This window comes from Companilactobacillus bobalius (genome assembly GCF_009764355.1).
Map to the genome: position 1 here is coordinate 1 of NZ_LNUA01000009.1, position 18,004 is coordinate 18,004.

Below are 18,004 nucleotides of genomic sequence, written 5' to 3' on the forward strand. Positions count from 1 at the left end.
TTTTACACTTCGTGCAAAATAATGGATCTTCAAATTTGGCCTTTATCTAAGCAATAAATTGCTAAGATAAATCTCATGGCTGAGCCAATTTTCTTGTTGCTCCGGACTAAATCCTGCTTTAATAAATAATAAACGAGAATGACTTCTATATAAGAATTTTAAATAAAGGATATATTTCGAATACTCAATAGGAGTCGTTTTCTACCGTTAATCAAGGGAAACCTAATATTATAAGGTTTCCTTTTTTTCATATTCAGATATATGTAAATATCAGATGATTTAAAAATTAAAGTAAACTAAATAACACCCCATACATCCCATTATTTAAAATTAGATGTTGCATAATTAGATCCAAAGAATCGGTCGATAGTAAAAAATTTGTGAGCCCTCAGTGGTGATATTTTACTTAGCTTACGTAGCAAGGTTAGTAAAAGACCGATCTTCGAGATCCATGATTTCGCACAAAGTACGAAATTATTAGCTTGAAGTCGTGTCCACCACGTTCCAGCGGCTCACAGATTTTTTGCGGACGACGGCATATTTCAACCACATAGGATACATATATCTGTCTATCTTTATGATTACTAAGATATTCTTTTATTGTCTTTAATCATCACTCATGATATAAATTGACTACATTCAGGATGTTTTTTTATCCGATTATATAGAAATGATACGATACTCGTAAATAGATATTTAGGGAGATGTTATTATGGGAATCTGGGCTATTGTCATAGGTGTAATTCTAATTTTACTTTCTCTTCAAACTTTTCGTTCTGTAGCAAAGACATTTAAAAAATTAAAAAAGGGCGAGATAACCAATCCTTCACCCTTTATCGCATATGCCCTCTGGACTACCGATGTTATTGCTTTATTCATTGGTATCGCCGGCGTTATGACGTTCACATTTTACTAGACTTTCACAAAATAAATAGCTCCTATTTAGATAATATGTACATTCTAAATAGGAGCTATTTTTAACTGTTTAAAGCTTCAGCACATTCGATTAAAGCATCTTCTACTGCTGGTATTTTACCTACATAATTCAAAAAGGCATGTGCTAAACCACCGTAACGGATATATTCAGCTTCGCATCCTGCCATACCAATTTTTTGAACGAAGGCTTCATCTTGTAATCTAAACGGATCAAACTCACCTGTCATTACCAAAACTTTTTTAAAAATCAATGGATCAGCGTACATTGGTGAAATAAGTGGTGCTGAAAGGTTATAATTAGCACCATTCAAATAATATTTCGTCATAATCTTATCTAGACGTTTAAATTGTGTATAGTTATTATGAAGTGTTTGTCTTTGTTCTGGATTAATCGGAATCAAATGATCATTCCAAAGTGGACCATTATAATCTGAACCTTGAACAATTGTTGGGTAGAATAAAATGTGCTTATAGATTTCACAAACACCCATATTACTACTCAATTGACTTACACCTAAAGCAATTGAAGCCCCAGCTGAATCACCTGCTAGAGAAATTTGTTGGTGTTTATCACATACATTCATCAGAACCGAAAGACAGTCTTGAATAGCGGTTGGATAAGGTTTTTCTGGAGCGATACTGTAATCTACACTATAGATTACTCCATTAAATTTAGCAGCTAATAAACGTAGAAATGGTAAAGTATCTTCAGCGGACCCACCATAATAGGCCCCACCATGAACATAAATTAAGGCTTTTTCAGTTGATAAATTTCTGTCGTTGCGATAAATTTTCAGATATCTAACTTCTCGATCTAACTTATTACTCATTTCTACATCGATTCTAACTGTCGAATCAGAAGTAATTACATCGGCTTTTTGATTCCCAGCACGTAATTGTGTCAGATCATCAGGTAGTTGTGGATCATCACTCAAGGTTTTCAAGTGATCCCAAATCATTGGCTCATAAGAATGGGCATCCACCCTATCTTTAACAATCATTTTGACATTTTCTAGATGAGGAATATCGACTGACTCAATCTGATTCAATCGGCTCAACTCAACGTTATAATCGCTATTCATCATAATAAAAGCCATCCTTTATTTTTTATTTAGGTCAATTCGTATTATCTATACTACAAATAGTATACGTCCTGTTTAAACATATTTTCCACTAAATTATAACAAAACTTTTTATTAATATTGATTAATCCCAAACACCTTATTAGGAGGAAATACAGTGACATCTAACAGCAAAATTTCAGCCCGGGAACATAATCTACAATCAATCCTACACTTACTGGATATCCACAAGTCCCTCTCTGCTAAACAACTCTCAACCTTCACCGGTTTAAGTGTTGTCAGCATCAATAAATTAATCGAACTATTGGAATTAAAAAATATTCTCACAGTCGATTTTACCGATACCAGAGGTCGTCGAGCTAAAACTTATCAAATAAATTATCAAGCCTTCACCCTTGGGGCGTTGCAACTCAATGAAATTCATGATCATATCAAAGCAAATTATTCCCTCATTGATCTGTCAGGGAAAATTATTTTTCAAACTCAGTATGATGAAAAAATAACTTCAGTCGAACAACTTCTAGAATTTATCAAACAGCAGACAGCCCAAAACAAACCGCAAAAGATAATTGTTGGTATTCCTGGTGATGAATTGAACGGATACTTGCAACTGATTGATGTCAAAGAACTGCGCGGTATTAAATTATCTAAAGCCATTGAGGTCTCAACTAATATTGACACTATCATCGTCAACGATATTAATGCCTGTATTTTTGGAGCAGCTTCTTCACTACACGAAAGTCAGAACATTGCCGCTGGAATTTACTTTCCTAAATTTTATGGTCCTGGAGTTGGAATCGTTATTAATGATCAGCTTATTACAGGTGCAGACGGATTAGCAGGTGAAGTTCAATACGGTACCGTCAACCAACACGAATCCCCTAAAAGTCAGATTATTGATCACCTACAAAATATTATCAGTCTGATCAATCCTAATTTACTCATTGCCTATATTGATGAGCTGAATCTAACCGATTTAGAGATCAACCAGATTGTTCAGACTCTCCACCGACATTTACCGCTGCATCAAAACTATAAATTAGATTTTAATCGCAATTTCCAAGAAGATTATTTGCTTGGTTTGGCTACTATTGGTCGAAATATTATTTTTAAAAAGTTAAGTGGCAATTGAAACCGCTTAACTTTTTTGGTACAATATCCCTATCTTAATTAACTAAGTTTAAAAAGGGGCAAGCACATGAGTATAAAATTAATTGCTTTAGATGTTGATGATACATTACTAACTTCCAACCAAAAGATTGCTGAATCTACCAAGTTGGCTTTAAAAGAAGCTTTATCTAAAGGTATCAAAGTTGTTCTTTGTTCTGGTCGACCATTAGCTGGTGTTAGCCATTACCTAGATGAATTGGGCGTGCAAGGCGACAATCAATACGTTATTACTTATAACGGTGCACTCGTAGAAACAGCTGCTGGCAAGGTTCTCTCTCGTAAGACAATCGATAATAAAGATTACCGCAGAATCGTTAAATTTGTTGAAGCACACAAAATGCAATATTATGTGCTTGATGACAATAGTAATGTCTATACTTCTAATCACGATATTAACCGTTTTGCCGTTATTCAAGCTTGGGAAAACAGTGCTGGTATCTTTGTTCGTGAACCGAATGAATTAGCCTCCGATTTCGAAATTGCTAAGGCTGCCATCGTTGGTGAAAAAGAAACTTTAGATCAATATGAACAAGCGGTAAAAGATGAATTTTCTGATGAATACTATGTTGTACGTGCCGGTGCTAACTTCATCGAAATCATGCATCCCGAGGTTAACAAAGGTGAAGGTTTAACTACTTTGGCTGAAATTTTAGGTTTAAATAGCGATGAAATAATGGCTTTTGGTGATGAAAAGAACGACTTACCAATGTTTGATTTCGTTGGTTCTGCCGTGGCAATGGGCAATGGTTCAGATATTGCTAAGGAACACGCTAGATATGTGACTGATACTAACGACAACGACGGTATCGCCAAAGCACTAAAGAAGTATGTCCTTTAATGAAAATTACGCACGAAATAGTTCAACCAACACCAAAAGTACCTTTTAAATATTATTTTCATGATGAAAATTCACCTAAACGTGTTACCCCACATTGGCACCGTAATATTGAATTAGGTTTCATGGTTTCTAAGAACACCATACTAGTCAAAGATGATAATCAAGAAGACGAATATCATCAAGGTGACATTTGGGTCATCAATTCACGAGATATTCACGAGACTACTTTTGTTAATAGAAAATCAGTCTTCGTCTTCTGCCTTTTGATTGACTATGACTTCCTCAAAAAAATCTATCCTGATATCGACCAAATTCATTTTGACCTGAAAGGTAAACCGGCTTGTCTAAAACAATTAATTAACTACCAAGAATTGGAAAGGCAACTGCGAATGATGATTCAACTTTTGCAGGAGCCTCGGGATGGCACTTTCAATCTCAATCTGACTGGACGGATCTATATTTTGATGGCTAATTTAATCAATAATTTTTCCCACAAAGTCACTTCCAACATTTCGGTCAACGAAAGTTTGATCGACCAGGCTTTAGGAATAATCAATAGTAATTACACTGAAGATTTGAATGGGACGGTTTTGGCTCATGAATTAAATACCTCAGTCACAACTTTGAATCAACAATTTCACCAGACCGTTCAAATGTCGATCAATAAATATATCACGACTGTACGTCTGCTAGCGACTCAAAAGAAATTACTCAACACTAACCAAAACATCGACTATATTGCCATTGATAGTGGCTTTAACAGCACCAAATCATTTATCAGAAACTTTAAGAATTGGAAGCACACGACTCCCTATCAATACCGTAAAAATTTTGCTGAACTGGAAAGGATTTAACTATGACAATTAAATTAGTTGCTACTGACATGGATGCTACCTTCTTAGATGACAGTAAACATTTTGACACTAAGAGATTCGACAAGATTTATCAATACATGACTGATCACAATATCTATTTTGTTTCTGCTAGTGGTAATCAATATTATCAATTGAAGAATTTTTTTAAAGATTATCCTGAAACACTTTTTGTCGCAGAAAACGGTGCTTTAGTCGGTAATCATCAAGAGATTTTTAAAACTTGGCATTTTCCAGCTGCCGTAACTAAGAAAGTTATTCAAGTTTTGGAGAACACTGATCATATTCAATATATTGCCTGTGGTCGCAAATCGGCCTATATTCTCAACAGTGCAACTGAGGAATTTTACAATATTAGTAAATTCTACTTTCCACGTATTACAAGTGTCGACAGTTTTGAAGATATTGACGACGAAATCCTCAAGTTCTCAGTCAACTGCCCACTCACTGAAACTGAAGCTTATATGGAACATTTAGCTAACGGTATTGGCAAAGATGTTTCCGTTGTTTCCAGTGGTCACGGCGATATCGATATCATCCAGGCACAAGCTAATAAAGCTACAGGTTTAGAATATTTATCACAAAAATTAAATATCAAACCAGAAGAAATGTGTGCTTTCGGGGATGGTGGCAACGATCTTGAAATGTTACGTTATGTCGGTCATGGTGTTGCTATGGAAAATGCTAGTGATATTGTCTTAGAAACAGCTCCATATCAAACAACTAATAATAATCAACAAGGTGTTCTCGAACATCTCGAATCTGTCTTTGAATTGTAAAATCGATTTTTCTTCACATTTAATTAGAACAAACATCGATTTTTTTCAATAATTAATTCATATCTCGGCGGTAAAGTATAAGCATAATCAAATAAGAAAATATTTGGTTATCCTTCCCCTATAGATAATGTATAATCCTTAACAACTAAAAAACTGTTTCTTACGGATTCAGTTCAAACAAAAAGCTCAAAATCGCTTGCTGACGGTTTTGAGCTTTTTGCTTGGTTTAATTTTCAAAGTAACGTTGTTTCTCTAATTCCCAATACTTTTTATCCTCGTCATTGATTTTTCTTAATACTTTGCAAGGATTACCAACTGCTACCACATTATCAGGAATATCCTTAGTTACTATTGAGCCTGAACCGATAACGACATTATTACCGATTTTAACGTTTGGATTAATCACCACATTACCACCAATCCAAACGTTATTACCAATCTCAATTGGTTTACCATATTCGTACCCTTCTGTTCGAATCACAGGATCAATTGGATGACCAGCTGTATAAACTCCAACACGAGGACCAAACATGACATTGTCACCAATCTTTACTGGTGCAATATCTAAAAGGATTAGGTCGTAATTAGCATAGAAATTCTTTCCAATAGTCGTATTGCAACCATAGTCTGTATAGAACGGTGGTGTTATATAAGGCTTTTCGCCAACTTCTTTGAATAAATCTTGTAAAATTTCGGTTCTACGTGGAACCTGTTCTTCATCAGATTGGTTGAATTCCTTTAATAGTTTCTTAGCTTTTAAAAAATCCTTTTTAAGTTCTGGATCATGTGCAATATATAAGTCGCCAGCTAACATTTTTTCTTTTTGTGATCTCATCGTCATATTCCTCTATCCTTAAAAATTCATACATCAAGAATAACAATTTTTTGTCAAAAAAATACCCATTTACAAAAGCAAATAGGTACAATTCTTATGCTATCTAAAAACAGGTTTACTATTACGATATTGAATATCGTCTACTCCATCCAAAACGTTGCTATATCTAGCTGCGGCAAAGAAGTAGTCAGACAAACGGTTAACAAATTTAAGCACATAATCATTGATTGGTTCCTCTTGCATCAAGGCAACAATCTCTCGTTCGGCTCTTCTAGTTACAGTTCTTGATAAGTGTAAATTAGAGGCTGTTTTCGAACCACCAGGTAAGATAAATTTTTGAATGGCAGGAACTTTAGCAGAATAATCATCAATTTTCTTTTCTAACCAGTCAACCGCTTTGTTATCCTCTGTAAAAATAAATTCATGCTTTTTATCAGTAGCTGAAATTGCCAAATCAGTTCCACAGTCGAACAACAATTGTTGGATTTCCTGTAATTCATCTTTTAAAACTAAATTTTTCTCAGACAAATTAGCAATCACTACACCAACTAAGGAATTCAATTCGTCAATTGTTCCGTACGATTCAATTCTTTGGGCTGATTTATATAAAACATCATTACCAATAATTCTAGTTTTACCTTTATCTCCAGTACGTGTATAAATTTTCATATTTGATAGTCCTCGCTTAATAATTATTCTTCTTAACAACTATACCAAGAAATAATGTTTAAAAGATGACTATTCTTAGCATTCTCAACTTTATCTAGATATAATCAATTTATGCAACCGATATCAATATGGATGGGAGGTAAGTTTTATGCATGACAGTTTAACATTACAATTACTCGGGGAATTCATTGGAACACTAGTATTAGTTCTACTAGGTGATGGCGTTGTTGCCGCAGTTAGTTTGAAAAAATCTAAAGCTGAGGGTTCCGGTTGGATTGCCATTTCTCTTGGTTGGGGATTAGCCGTAACCTTAGGTATTTATTGCTCAGCCTTTCTAAGTCCAGCACATTTGAATCCCGCTGTAACTTTAGGAATGGCTATCGCAGGCGTCTTCAATTGGAGTTACGTAGTTCCTTACATGATTGCCCAAATCTTAGGAGCAATCGTTGGAGCCGTGATCGTCTGGATCAATTATTACCCACATTGGCAAGAAACTAAAGATTCTAAAGCTATTTTAGGCGTTTTCGCCACAGGTCCAGCTATCAGAAACTATCCAATGAACTTCATCAGTGAATTTATTGGGACATTTGTCTTAGTCTTTGCCCTATTAGCCTTTACTAGAGGTAAATTCACTCAAGGATTAAATCCAATCGTTGTAGGACTTTTAATCACTGCTGTTGGATTCTCACTTGGTGGAACTACTGGTTATGCTATTAACCCGGCCAGAGACTTAGGACCAAGAATAGCACATCAAATTCTACCAATCGCTAACAAAGGTGACTCTGATTGGAGCTACAGTTGGGTACCAATTCTCGGACCACTAGCTGGTGGAGCTATCGGTGCTTTAGCATATCTATTGATTCCTTAGTTCTGGTATTTTTAACATTACAAATATAGAAATTTTAAATCAAAAAAACAGCCTCCATTAAGTATTCAAGACTTTGCTTGAATACTTTAATAGAGGCTGTTTTTATTTTACTAGAACAAATCACCTTACAAAATTACGTATTTACCTCAAGTAAAATAATCAAAATACCATTTAGTCTGGAGTAAGAATTGGAAATGTGTTCAGCTATGACATTATTGTTAGCGGCTTTGCCGCTTACAATAAGGCTGATCTTAGAGATCCATAATTTTGCCAAAGGTAAAATTATTAGCTTCAAGTCACGCCCATAGTGTTCCAACGCATTTCCAATTCTTGCGGAAGACGGAAATTTAAGTATATTCGTACCTTTAATTATTAGTTATTATTCTTAAATAAATCATACTTTTGTTGGTAATTACCAAACAGCTTAATCCAACGCTTACCGACTAATAATAGTAGAACGGCAGTAAAGATAGCATGAACAACATCGAAATAAAAACTTGCTGCCAGAGAAGCCAAAATGCTCTGCCAACTAATTGGGTTCACAAAACCAATAATATAGTAAATATCCATAATCCAGCCCATAATAAAGCCTGATAAAAAGCCCCAGAGGACTAACTTCCAAGTAGAAATATCTTTTTTCAACATCAATCCTGATATCAAACCAATCAAACCTAAGGCAAACATTTGCCATGGAGTCCATGCGCCTTGGCCGAAATACATATTCGATGTTAAAGCGATGATTGTTCCCATCAAAAAGCCCGTTTCTGGTCCACTGACAATAGCTCCCAAAATTAAAATAAATAGTTCTGGTTTAACTGCTGGGATAGCCGCAAAGATAATTCTTCCCACTACCGCTAAAGCACAGATAATTGCTATAAAAACAATTTCCCGTGAAGTATGAGGTGACTTCTCAAACTTCCAGAAGTAAATACCCAAAGTTAAGATTAAAAATCCAAAAGAAAAGAGTAAATAGTTTTTACTCGAAAATACAGCCATTAAGGCTAATACTAAAATTGCTAAACCTAGCAATGAAATTGATTTACGATTCACTTCGTTTAATATCCTCCCACGATAAGGCTAATGGAAAAGTTTCCCTTAATGCCTTGTTAATTTCTGTTGTATAGAAAAACTTATCCTTGAAAAAGACCGTTGGCGTTGTGAATTGACTGATCTTACCATCAAACATCATCGCTATTTGATCGAAGAATCTTGCCGCAAATAATAAATCATGACTATTCACGAATACTGTCCCGCCAGTCTTTTGAAACTGATTCAACATTTGACCCAATTCTAATTTCTTATTAGGATCTAATCCTTTAGTGGGTTCGTCCAAGAACAATATTTGAGGGTTCTTGATGAAACCTAGAGCCAAAGCTAAGAATTCTTGCTGACCACCGCTCAAGTCATAAGGACTCGTCTTCTCCAAACCTTTTAGAGAAAACTTTTCTAACACTGCTTCAAAAGTAGTGTCACGCCTACTCAATTGTAGTTGATATTTGATTTCCTCAGCTACCGTATCCTCCATAAACAGGATAGCCGGATTCTGTGGTAAGACGAAAACTTTCTGATAGAAATCATTTTGAACCTTATGACCAGCAAACAAAATCTTGCCCGATTGAGGCTTCAATTGTTGCGTCATCGTCTTTAACAGCGTCGTCTTCCCCATCCCATTAGGCCCAATGACACAATAGGATTGACCTCTTTTCAGCTCAAAACTAACATTGTTGATAATCTGTGGACCATTGAAGTCAAAGCGAAAATTCAAACGTTTGATCTCCAAAATATTTTCAGCGGTAGTGTCGACCAAAATTTTGCGAGGAACACTCTTTAATGATGTCCTGTGCTGATTTATTAGGAGCCCAACCTCTTTATTGCTCAAAGGCAGTTGTTGGTCTGTAGGAAGATTCAGCTCCAAAATCAAACGATCAACTTGAGTCAAATAATTTTTGAGATGAGGATTTTGATAGATATCACGCAACCCTTTATCCACCGGTGCATCCTCAATCAAGCTGCCCTCTTCCATGACTAGTAATCTGTTGGCATAGCGAATTGCACGATCAATCTCATGCTCAACCAGTAATACCGTGACATTCAACTCTTCATTAATTTTATGTACCACCTGTAATAGCTTTTCAGCTGCAATGGGGTCTAATTGTGAAGTCGGCTCATCCAATAACAAGACCTTCGGCTTCAAAATTAAGGCACTAGCCAAGTTGACTAATTGCTTTTGACCACCAGAGAGACGTTTTTCATTGATATCCAACAAATCAATAATTCCTAAATAACTGGCAATTTCCGTAATTCGTAACTGAATCTCATTTTGACTGCAGCCTTGATTATCTAAGACAAACTTCAATTCATCCCGCGGGGTTTCCATGACCATCTGATTGTCAACAAATTGTGAAACATAGGCAAAATTATTATTGTTCAATGACAAGTCAGTCACCAATTCACCTGATAGAACTTTTCCCACCGCTAAATCAGCTAACATTTGTTTCAATAAAGTACTTTTGCCACTACCAGTTTCACCAATTAATACGACAAAATCCCCCGTTTGAACGGAGAAATCAATATTTTTTAACGATACTTTTTGACTGTTGTTGTATTTGAAGCTGTAATCTTTGAAATGTAAAATTTCCACCATAAGTAATTTACCCCTCCAAATATAACTGGTAATAAAATTAAAATCATGTTGATCAAAAGTAAAATAAGTTCTGAATTAGTAAAAATCAGTTGAACATCGATTGAGCCCAAATTAATGACTCCAACTTTACCAATAACCATCACAATATCAACAACCAAACCCGACACCATCAAAATTGATAACAGAAAATCGGCACCTCTGTATTCCAGCTTACCAATACTTTTTTGATGATTATTGAAACCACGCAAAATTAATGTATCTGAGACGTTCATAAAACTAGCGACAGCTTTATTCAAAATAATCTCCATTAGATCCATCGTCGACTTTAATTTAGATTGTTGTACCTCATTTTGAATTCGAAACTTTCTAATCGACTTCGTTTCATTATAAATTTGAATGATCCGTGGAATGAATTGAATCGTCAAAATAAAGATCAATGCTACATTTTTCAACAAACTAGACAACAACTCAAAGACTGTTTTTACTCGAATCAGAGCATTATAAATATAAAAAGCCCACAACAAATTTACAAAAGATATACCCAAAATGAACCCATTAAGCAGTGATTCTTGTGTGAGCTGAAACGAATAAAACTTCCAAAGTACATCTTCTCCACGTTGATTCAAAATTAGATTAAACGCAAAGGTCACAATAAAAATTACGCAAGAAAATTTAAAATATGTTTTTATTTTCTCACGGTTAACCAGAATAGCCATAAAGATTAAAGCTATTAAATTGATAAGAGAAATAATTGGATTATTAAAGAGGAGTGCTATTAGAATAATTCCCAGCAAGTAGACAAAAATTGTCACACTATTGGTTCTTTTTTGAAAGTTTAAAATCAGCTTATTCATCATCGCACCCCTTTTTCAATATTCCTATTTTAACTTATTCACGAAAAAAATCTATTTGATTCATTTGGATTTTTCTTTGTTATAATAAAAATCGTTGTACAAATCGAGGAGGAAAATAATGAAAAAGATTACAGCATTTTTATTGTCATTATTAATGTTACTAGGGGTATTCGCTCCAGCAACTGCAACAACCGTTCAAGCTAAGGCTTCCAAGAATATCAAAGTTACTTACACTTTGAAGAAGAACAAAAAGAAGATTGCCAAGAAAACTATCACATTGAAAAAGAATGCCACTGTTACTGATGGTCTTAAAAAGGGCTGGAAAGTTAACGACAAAGGCGGCTTTATCTCAGCTATCGACGGTCACAAACAAAATAACAAGAAGAAAATTTACTGGACATTCACTGTTAATGTCAAACAAGTTAACGTTTCAGCTGACAAAAAGAAATTGCACAACAAAGACAAAGTTGTTTTCAAATTATCAAAATATAACGGTTAATGATTAAATTGAAATATGAGATGAGGATAAATTTAATATCTTCATCTCATATTTTTTTGTGGAAATAAGCAATTTATTAAGTTAAGTTTTCTTAATAAAGATAATAATTCTCTTTCATTATATTAAATAGTGCTATTTTATACTTGAATAATATATTCGGAGGGATTAATTATGAATAAAAAGAAAATTGTTTTAGCCTCAACACTTGCTGTTTTATTAGCCCCATCTATTCTTAATAATTTACCTACAAATCAAACTGTTCATGCTGCCAATACTCAGCTAATTGGAACTGTCAGACGTGGTGGTGCCGCCACGGTTAATGCCAATGGTAATTACGTTCGTGGTGGTTACTTAGGGAATTTCACTTCATGGAGATTAGGTCAAAGAATCACTATCGGTGGCAATCCTTATTATGAAGTCGCAACTAACCAATACGTTGATGCCACAGCCATGAATATCAGCAATGGTACTCAAGTAATCAATCCTGTTCAAAAAGAAGTTTCCTATGTTAATGCTGTTAAATCTATCACTGACAATAATGCTACTGTAGTTAACGATAATGGTTACAGCTTAGGAGTTACCCTTCCTAATGGAACTTCATGGAAAGTCGACCAATACAAAGTTATCAACGGTTACCCATACTACCGTGTCGCTACTAACGAATGGGTCAAAGCTTTGAACTTCACTTCTGACAACAACGGTACAAGTAACACTAACAATACTGTTGCCAATACTACTGCTCAAAAGACCATTACTCTTCGCACTAATTCAGTCATCTACAATGGCTTAGGTCAAAACATGGGTAGAACTTTACCAACTAACAGTTCCTGGAAAGTAGCTCAAGAAAAAACTATCAACGGTCATCAATATTACCAAGTAGCTACAAATGAATGGATTCTAGCTACCGAAGATAAGAACACTTCTATCTTCAGTAACGGTGCAGCTACTGGTACTTTAACTAAAAACGTTCAATTATATAACACCGCTTCAAACTCCATGACTAGATCACTTTCAGCTGGAACTTCTTGGAAGATTTCTAGCGTTGTAGAAAATAGTGCCGGTTACTACTTTGCACAAGTATCTAACAACGAATGGATTCCATTAGGCGGATCAATCTTCAGTGATGGACTACTTCAACAAGAGTTAGCCAACTCAGCTACTTACGAACCAAGTTTTGCTATCAGTCTTTTCAAATAATAATCGCAAAAAAATAAGGCAGCCGTTTGGCTGTCTTTATTTATGTTCAATTTTCTCTTGGAGCTCATGATTGTTTAATACATCTGCACAATAAAAAGCTCGATTCTTATATAACTGTTGTTTAGCTTTATCATCATCCGCTTGATAGACTAGATAAAGATTGTAATTCAACTCATCTATAAAATAGGATAAATAATTATCATTGGCAAATTTCAGACCACGCTCCAAAATACTTTTTGCCGAATCAAATTGCTTTATTTGTAAGTAAGCCTTACCCACCATTTTGGCAAGAAAAATCACCTCTAAACCACTGGCATTATTAACATTAAGATTCTCTTTCAAAGAATTACTGATCAAGCTGAGATAATAATCAGCTTCACCGAAATGTTCTTGACGATAATATATCTTACCTTTGAATAAATATGACATCAAAGTATAAATATTATCTTCATCCGTCTTAGTTTCTCGCAAAACTTTATCAAAATGGAAAGAACTCAATTCAAAATTACCAGCTTTGAATTTAACAACGCCAAGAATAAAGTCACACTGTGCTCTATCTTTAGCTTTAATTTTATCTTGAATCAAAGCAATTTTGTCTTCAATCGAATCTAAATTACCTAAAAGAACATCTTTTTCGATATCATCCAAAATAAAAGTTTGTTCAGGTTTGGAATCACTGGAGAATTCACTAAAAATATCATTCAGAGAAAGATCCAAACGCTGACAAATTTTTATCAAGACATCCATTTGAGGTGTCATATTATGCTTTTCCATTTTGCTAATAGTATTTTGATTACACAAACCACTAGCCAAGTCGCTTTGAGTTAGATTCAAACTACGTCGTTTATCATAAATTACTGATCCTAAGAACACGTCTCTACCTCACTAATCATTATTACAAGTTAGTATAATTGTACCATTTGGAATTATATTTTACCTTTTAACGTAATTTCTTAATAAAGAATTTTTATATGATATACTACGTTGTTTGAGATTTTTATAAGAAAGGAAAAAAATATGTTTGACTCTTTACAAATTTTAGCAAATTTCGATTTACTCAGAGATATGAGTCACCATTAAATATAAAGTAAGGAGAATTAAAATTGGAACAATTTATAATACCGTCTTGGTTAGTTCTTGATTTTTCAAATACTTTATTAATGTATATATCAATATTTCTATTAATTCCTAACTTATACTCAAAAAGAAATGTAATATTATCTTTTTCTTTGAGTTTACTGTTTACTTTTATTGATTTTTATTTTCCTAATGCTTCGTTATTGCTTACTTTCTTTACATACCTCTTATTTTTAAAACACTCAAAATTGAATATAAATTTACCAATTCAAATCATTTTATTCTTGGTATCTTTTTTATTAACTTCCCTCACCCAAGGAATAGCTAGTTACTTTGTAATAAAAGTTTTTAACTTGGGATTTAGTGTTTATTCATTTACAACTTTATTAGGAACAATTCTACTAACATTAATAAACTATACTTTAACATTACTAATTATTATCATTCTAAAATTTATATTGCATTTAGACACTATTCAAAATATTATTCATAACAAGACAGTAACTAAAATGGCTCTTTTATCAACTATCGTAATAACCGTCTCTTATGCATCATTAATATTAATGTCTAGACATGAATTTAATCAATTAACCTATTTAAAAACAACATTATTAGTCAGTTTAATGTCTACTATATTTATAGTAATAGGAAGCATCATGTTGGTAATGGGATACATGAAAGAAGTGAGATCCAAATATGAAATTAGACATCTGAAGGAAAGAAATTTATACATTGAGGAACTTGAACGAAAGAATACTGAATTGAGAAGATTCAAACACGATTACAAAAATCTCCTTACATCATTATCGGTTTCATTAAGATCTAACAATTCTAATAACGATTCTATTCAACGGCTTCTTGATTATGCAGATAGTAATGTTGATATGACTTCAACCGTTGAAAATGCTAATTTATATCATCTTAATGACGATCTAGTTAAGGGAATTATTATTACAAAATTAGTAGCTGCAAAAAATAAGCATATTGAAACCAACTTTGAAGTAGATCAAAGTATCCTCATTCCTAAAGCTTTATCGGTTGAAATAACTCGTATTCTGGGAATTCTTTTTGATAATGCTATTGAAGCATCCCTATTAACTAACAATCCTGAAATAAGTTTTGCTCTTGTTGTATTTGATGGTTATCTAGAATTCATTATAAAAAACAATATTGCCTCATCTGAAAAAATCAATTTGGATCAAATTTACCAAACTGGTTATACATCTAAAAAAGATCATAATGGTTTGGGACTATCGACTGTTAATAAAATCATTCATTCAAATAGTAATCTACTCTTACAAAACAAAGTTAAAGACGGTTACTTTTCAACAATCCTAACTGTATTGGAAGATAAATAATGCTACTTAATATAATAATTTGCGAAGACGACAGAACCCTTAGAATGTACTATCAATTAATAATCAAGGATTACATTAAATCTCATCCGGACATTGATATGAAAATTATGTTATCTACTGGAAATCCTAATGATGTAAATATTTATTTAGACAACAATCCAAAAGAGATGAAATTCTTTTTACTGGATATTGAATTTCCTAATTCAAAAATAAGAGGTATAGATTTAGCCACTAAAATTAGAAAAAATGATTTGAACGCTAAAATTGTCTTCATTACGACACATGAAGAACTGATGCCAATGATTTTTGAACGAAAAGTAGAACCTCTGGATTATATTACTAAGGAAAAAGGAATTAATAATATTAAAAGAAAAATATACACTGATTTAGATATCACTGTTGAGCGATTAGTCAGACCACAGAATAAGCGATTAAAAGAATTTAATTTCCGAATTGGTTCAAAACAGTATAATTTCGATATTGATAAAATTAATTATTTTGAATCTCTAGAAAATACAACCAACGTATTCCTACATGCAATTAATCAAAATATCGAATTTCCCGACACATTAAAGGCTATTTCAAACAAAGTTCCTTATTTCTACCGGGCCCACAAAAGTTTATTAATCAATCCTGACAATATTCAGTCCATAAATAAACAAGAACGTAAGATTTACTTCAAAGATGGTTCATCTTGTGATATATCAAGAAGAAGGTTAGTTGATTTTTCTCGTGAACATCCGGATTTAATTGAAAGATAAAAAAGTCCAATTGCTTCTATACAGTAATAGAAACAATTGGACTTTTTGATTAAGCCAAACTAGCTTTTGGCAAAATATTAATAATGTATAGCAAGATAACGAAGACAACGAACAATCCGTACATAATTGGATTAATTTCTTTTCTCTTACCTGCGGCTAACATTGTAATTGGATAAACTAGGAATCCGAAAGCAATTCCGTATGAAATGTTATATGTTAGTGGCATACCAACGATTGTTAAAAATGCTGGTAATGCAATTTCGAATCTATCCCATTGAATTCCACGCATTGATTGTGCCATCAAAGTACCAACGATGATTAGTACTGGTGCTGTAACATTACTTGTTACGACTGACAACAATGGTGAGAAGAACATTGATAATGCGAACAATACTCCGACAGTGATTGATGTTAACCCAGTTCTACCACCGACAGCAATACCAGCTGATGATTCAACGTATGCTGTTGGAGGAGTTGTTCCAAAGACGGCACCACTGACCATTGAGATAGAATCAGCCATCAAAGCATGACCAATTCTTGGCATTTTACCATCTTTGTCTTGCATGACATCAACTTGTTCAGCTAATCCGATCAAAGTACCAGCAGTATCAAAGAAAGCTACTAATAGGAAAATGATAACTACGGCCCACAATTGAGGTTCCTTGATATCAACAATATGTGCCACACCAACACCAAAGGTTGGTTTCAAACTAGGTATTCCTGAAATAATATGTGCTGGTGCTGGAATTAATTTTGTTACCAAACCGGCAACTGTTGTGAAGACCATTCCGATAAAAATTGATCCTGGAACCTTACGTGCCATTAAGATTGCTGTAACTAATAATCCGGCAATTGTTAACAATGTGGTTGGGTTAGTAAATGATCCAATCGCAACAAGTGAATCTTTACTTGCTGTAATCAATCCCCCACCTTGTAAACCAACGAAGGCAATGAAGATACCTAATCCAGATGCAACCGCCAACTTCAAATCCTTAGGAATTGCGTTGATAACTACTTCACGAATCTTCATCAATGAAAGTACTAAGAAAATCAAACTGGCAACAAATACTCCGGCCATAGCTGTTTGCCAAGGGATTCCCATCGCAATAACAACTGAATAACTAAAGAAGGCATTATCACCTAAACCTGGGGCAATGGCAATCGGATAATTAGCCAAAATTCCCATTAAAACTGAACCAACTACGGCAGTTAATGCGGTAGCTGTGAAAAGTGATCCTTTGTCCATCCCTGAGTCTCCCAAAACTTGAGGATTAACAAACAAAATGTAAGCCATTGAAACAAAAGTAGTTAAACCAGCTAAAATCTCTCGTCTAACGTTCGTTTTGGCTTCTTCCAAGTGAAACAAGCGCTCAAGTAAGCTCAAGTTTCCCCTATTATCTAATGAATTCAATATAATTCGCCCCTTGTAAAATAATAAACTTTTGAGAACTCATATAGTATTACAGACTTTAAGTACTTTTTCAAGCTAAATAAAAACTTTTATATAGTTTTTCACTAATATTGTTCGTATTCAGTAATAATTTTATTTATTTATACTATTAATA

General features: G+C 33.9%; 18 protein-coding genes. 10 read left to right on the forward strand and 8 right to left on the reverse strand.

Features of this window, described 5'->3' with window-relative positions; translation table 11 throughout:
* The first annotated feature begins 712 nt into the window (after positions 1-712).
* The gene (locus ATN92_RS01050) at positions 713-916 is read left to right on the forward strand and encodes a hypothetical protein (RefSeq protein WP_056951857.1); all 204 of its coding nucleotides are present in this window, start codon (positions 713-715) and stop codon (positions 914-916) included.
* Positions 917-977: 61 nt separating this feature from the next.
* Here ATN92_RS01050 and ATN92_RS01055 read toward each other — a convergent pair whose 3' ends face one another.
* Positions 978-2,021, reverse strand: coding sequence for an alpha/beta hydrolase fold domain-containing protein (locus ATN92_RS01055; RefSeq protein WP_056951855.1), 1,044 nt, complete (start codon positions 2,019-2,021; stop codon positions 978-980).
* 154 nt (positions 2,022-2,175) lie between these two features.
* Here ATN92_RS01055 and ATN92_RS01060 point away from each other — a divergent pair, with 154 nt between their 5' ends.
* The 4 genes from ATN92_RS01060 (at position 2,176) to ATN92_RS01075 (ending at position 5,677) form a co-directional block, all read left to right on the forward strand.
* The gene (locus tag ATN92_RS01060) at positions 2,176-3,150 is read left to right on the forward strand and encodes an ROK family protein (protein WP_056951853.1); all 975 of its coding nucleotides are present in this window, start codon (positions 2,176-2,178) and stop codon (positions 3,148-3,150) included.
* Between the two features lie 66 nt (positions 3,151-3,216).
* A complete protein-coding gene (locus ATN92_RS01065; protein ID WP_056951851.1) occupies positions 3,217-4,026 on the forward strand; it encodes a Cof-type HAD-IIB family hydrolase in 810 nt (269 codons plus the stop codon).
* Complete coding sequence (locus tag ATN92_RS01070) at positions 4,026-4,880, forward strand: AraC family transcriptional regulator (RefSeq protein WP_056951849.1); 855 nt, start codon at positions 4,026-4,028, stop codon at positions 4,878-4,880. Before ATN92_RS01065 ends, ATN92_RS01070 begins: the two co-directional genes overlap by 1 nt.
* 2 nt (positions 4,881-4,882) lie before the next feature.
* Positions 4,883-5,677: a Cof-type HAD-IIB family hydrolase gene (locus ATN92_RS01075; protein ID WP_056951847.1), complete on the forward strand. Its 795-nt coding sequence runs from the start codon at positions 4,883-4,885 to the stop codon at positions 5,675-5,677.
* A 226-nt stretch (positions 5,678-5,903) separates the two neighbouring features.
* On the opposite strand, the gene ATN92_RS01080 is transcribed toward ATN92_RS01075, so the two are convergent.
* Both ATN92_RS01080 and ATN92_RS01085 read right to left on the reverse strand, forming a co-directional pair.
* On the reverse strand, positions 5,904-6,512 hold the full coding sequence (locus ATN92_RS01080) for a sugar O-acetyltransferase (protein WP_056951845.1): 609 nt from the start codon (positions 6,510-6,512) through the stop codon (positions 5,904-5,906).
* 99 nt (positions 6,513-6,611) lie between these two features.
* Positions 6,612-7,181 (reverse strand): cob(I)yrinic acid a,c-diamide adenosyltransferase, encoded by a 570-nt coding sequence (locus tag ATN92_RS01085; RefSeq protein WP_056951843.1) that lies wholly within the window; start codon positions 7,179-7,181, stop codon positions 6,612-6,614.
* Between the two features lie 148 nt (positions 7,182-7,329).
* Between ATN92_RS01085 and ATN92_RS01090 the strand changes: the two genes are divergently transcribed.
* Positions 7,330-8,049 carry an MIP/aquaporin family protein gene (locus tag ATN92_RS01090; protein WP_056951840.1) on the forward strand — a complete coding sequence of 240 codons (720 nt, stop codon included), beginning with the start codon at positions 7,330-7,332 and terminating at the stop codon, positions 8,047-8,049.
* Positions 8,050-8,421: 372 nt separating this feature from the next.
* Here the strand turns inward: ATN92_RS01090 and ATN92_RS01095 are convergent, their stop codons facing one another.
* From ATN92_RS01095 to ATN92_RS01105, 3 genes are read right to left on the reverse strand one after another with little or no spacing between them, the layout of a single operon-like run.
* Complete coding sequence (locus tag ATN92_RS01095) at positions 8,422-9,099, reverse strand: ECF transporter S component (protein ID WP_056951838.1); 678 nt, start codon at positions 9,097-9,099, stop codon at positions 8,422-8,424.
* Positions 9,089-10,693, reverse strand: coding sequence for an ABC transporter ATP-binding protein (locus ATN92_RS01100; protein WP_056951836.1), 1,605 nt, complete (start codon positions 10,691-10,693; stop codon positions 9,089-9,091). Before ATN92_RS01100 ends, ATN92_RS01095 begins: the two co-directional genes overlap by 11 nt.
* The gene (locus ATN92_RS01105; RefSeq protein WP_056951834.1) at positions 10,627-11,547 is read right to left on the reverse strand and encodes an energy-coupling factor transporter transmembrane component T; all 921 of its coding nucleotides are present in this window, start codon (positions 11,545-11,547) and stop codon (positions 10,627-10,629) included. Before ATN92_RS01105 ends, ATN92_RS01100 begins: the two co-directional genes overlap by 67 nt.
* A 118-nt stretch (positions 11,548-11,665) precedes the next feature.
* Here ATN92_RS01105 and ATN92_RS01110 point away from each other — a divergent pair, with 118 nt between their 5' ends.
* Both ATN92_RS01110 and ATN92_RS01115 read left to right on the forward strand, forming a co-directional pair.
* Positions 11,666-12,046, forward strand: coding sequence for a DUF4430 domain-containing protein (locus tag ATN92_RS01110; protein ID WP_056951831.1), 381 nt, complete (start codon positions 11,666-11,668; stop codon positions 12,044-12,046).
* Positions 12,047-12,217: 171 nt separating this feature from the next.
* Positions 12,218-13,243 carry an SLAP domain-containing protein gene (locus tag ATN92_RS01115; RefSeq protein WP_056951829.1) on the forward strand — a complete coding sequence of 342 codons (1,026 nt, stop codon included), beginning with the start codon at positions 12,218-12,220 and terminating at the stop codon, positions 13,241-13,243.
* A gap of 36 nt (positions 13,244-13,279) precedes the next feature.
* On the opposite strand, the gene ATN92_RS01120 is transcribed toward ATN92_RS01115, so the two are convergent.
* Positions 13,280-14,116, reverse strand: a complete 837-nt coding sequence (locus ATN92_RS01120; protein ID WP_056951827.1) for a helix-turn-helix domain-containing protein — start codon at positions 14,114-14,116, stop codon at positions 13,280-13,282.
* A 557-nt stretch (positions 14,117-14,673) separates the two neighbouring features.
* On the opposite strand from ATN92_RS01120, the gene ATN92_RS01125 reads away from it, so the two are divergent.
* Complete coding sequence (locus ATN92_RS01125; protein WP_158106610.1) at positions 14,674-15,678, forward strand: sensor histidine kinase; 1,005 nt, start codon at positions 14,674-14,676, stop codon at positions 15,676-15,678.
* The gene (locus tag ATN92_RS01130; protein ID WP_056951823.1) at positions 15,678-16,439 is read left to right on the forward strand and encodes a LytR/AlgR family response regulator transcription factor; all 762 of its coding nucleotides are present in this window, start codon (positions 15,678-15,680) and stop codon (positions 16,437-16,439) included. Before ATN92_RS01125 ends, ATN92_RS01130 begins: the two co-directional genes overlap by 1 nt.
* 49 nt (positions 16,440-16,488) lie before the next feature.
* Here ATN92_RS01130 and ATN92_RS01135 read toward each other — a convergent pair whose 3' ends face one another.
* Positions 16,489-17,853: an NCS2 family permease gene (locus ATN92_RS01135; RefSeq protein ID WP_411762954.1), complete on the reverse strand. Its 1,365-nt coding sequence runs from the start codon at positions 17,851-17,853 to the stop codon at positions 16,489-16,491.
* Positions 17,854-18,004: the final 151 nt, after the last annotated feature.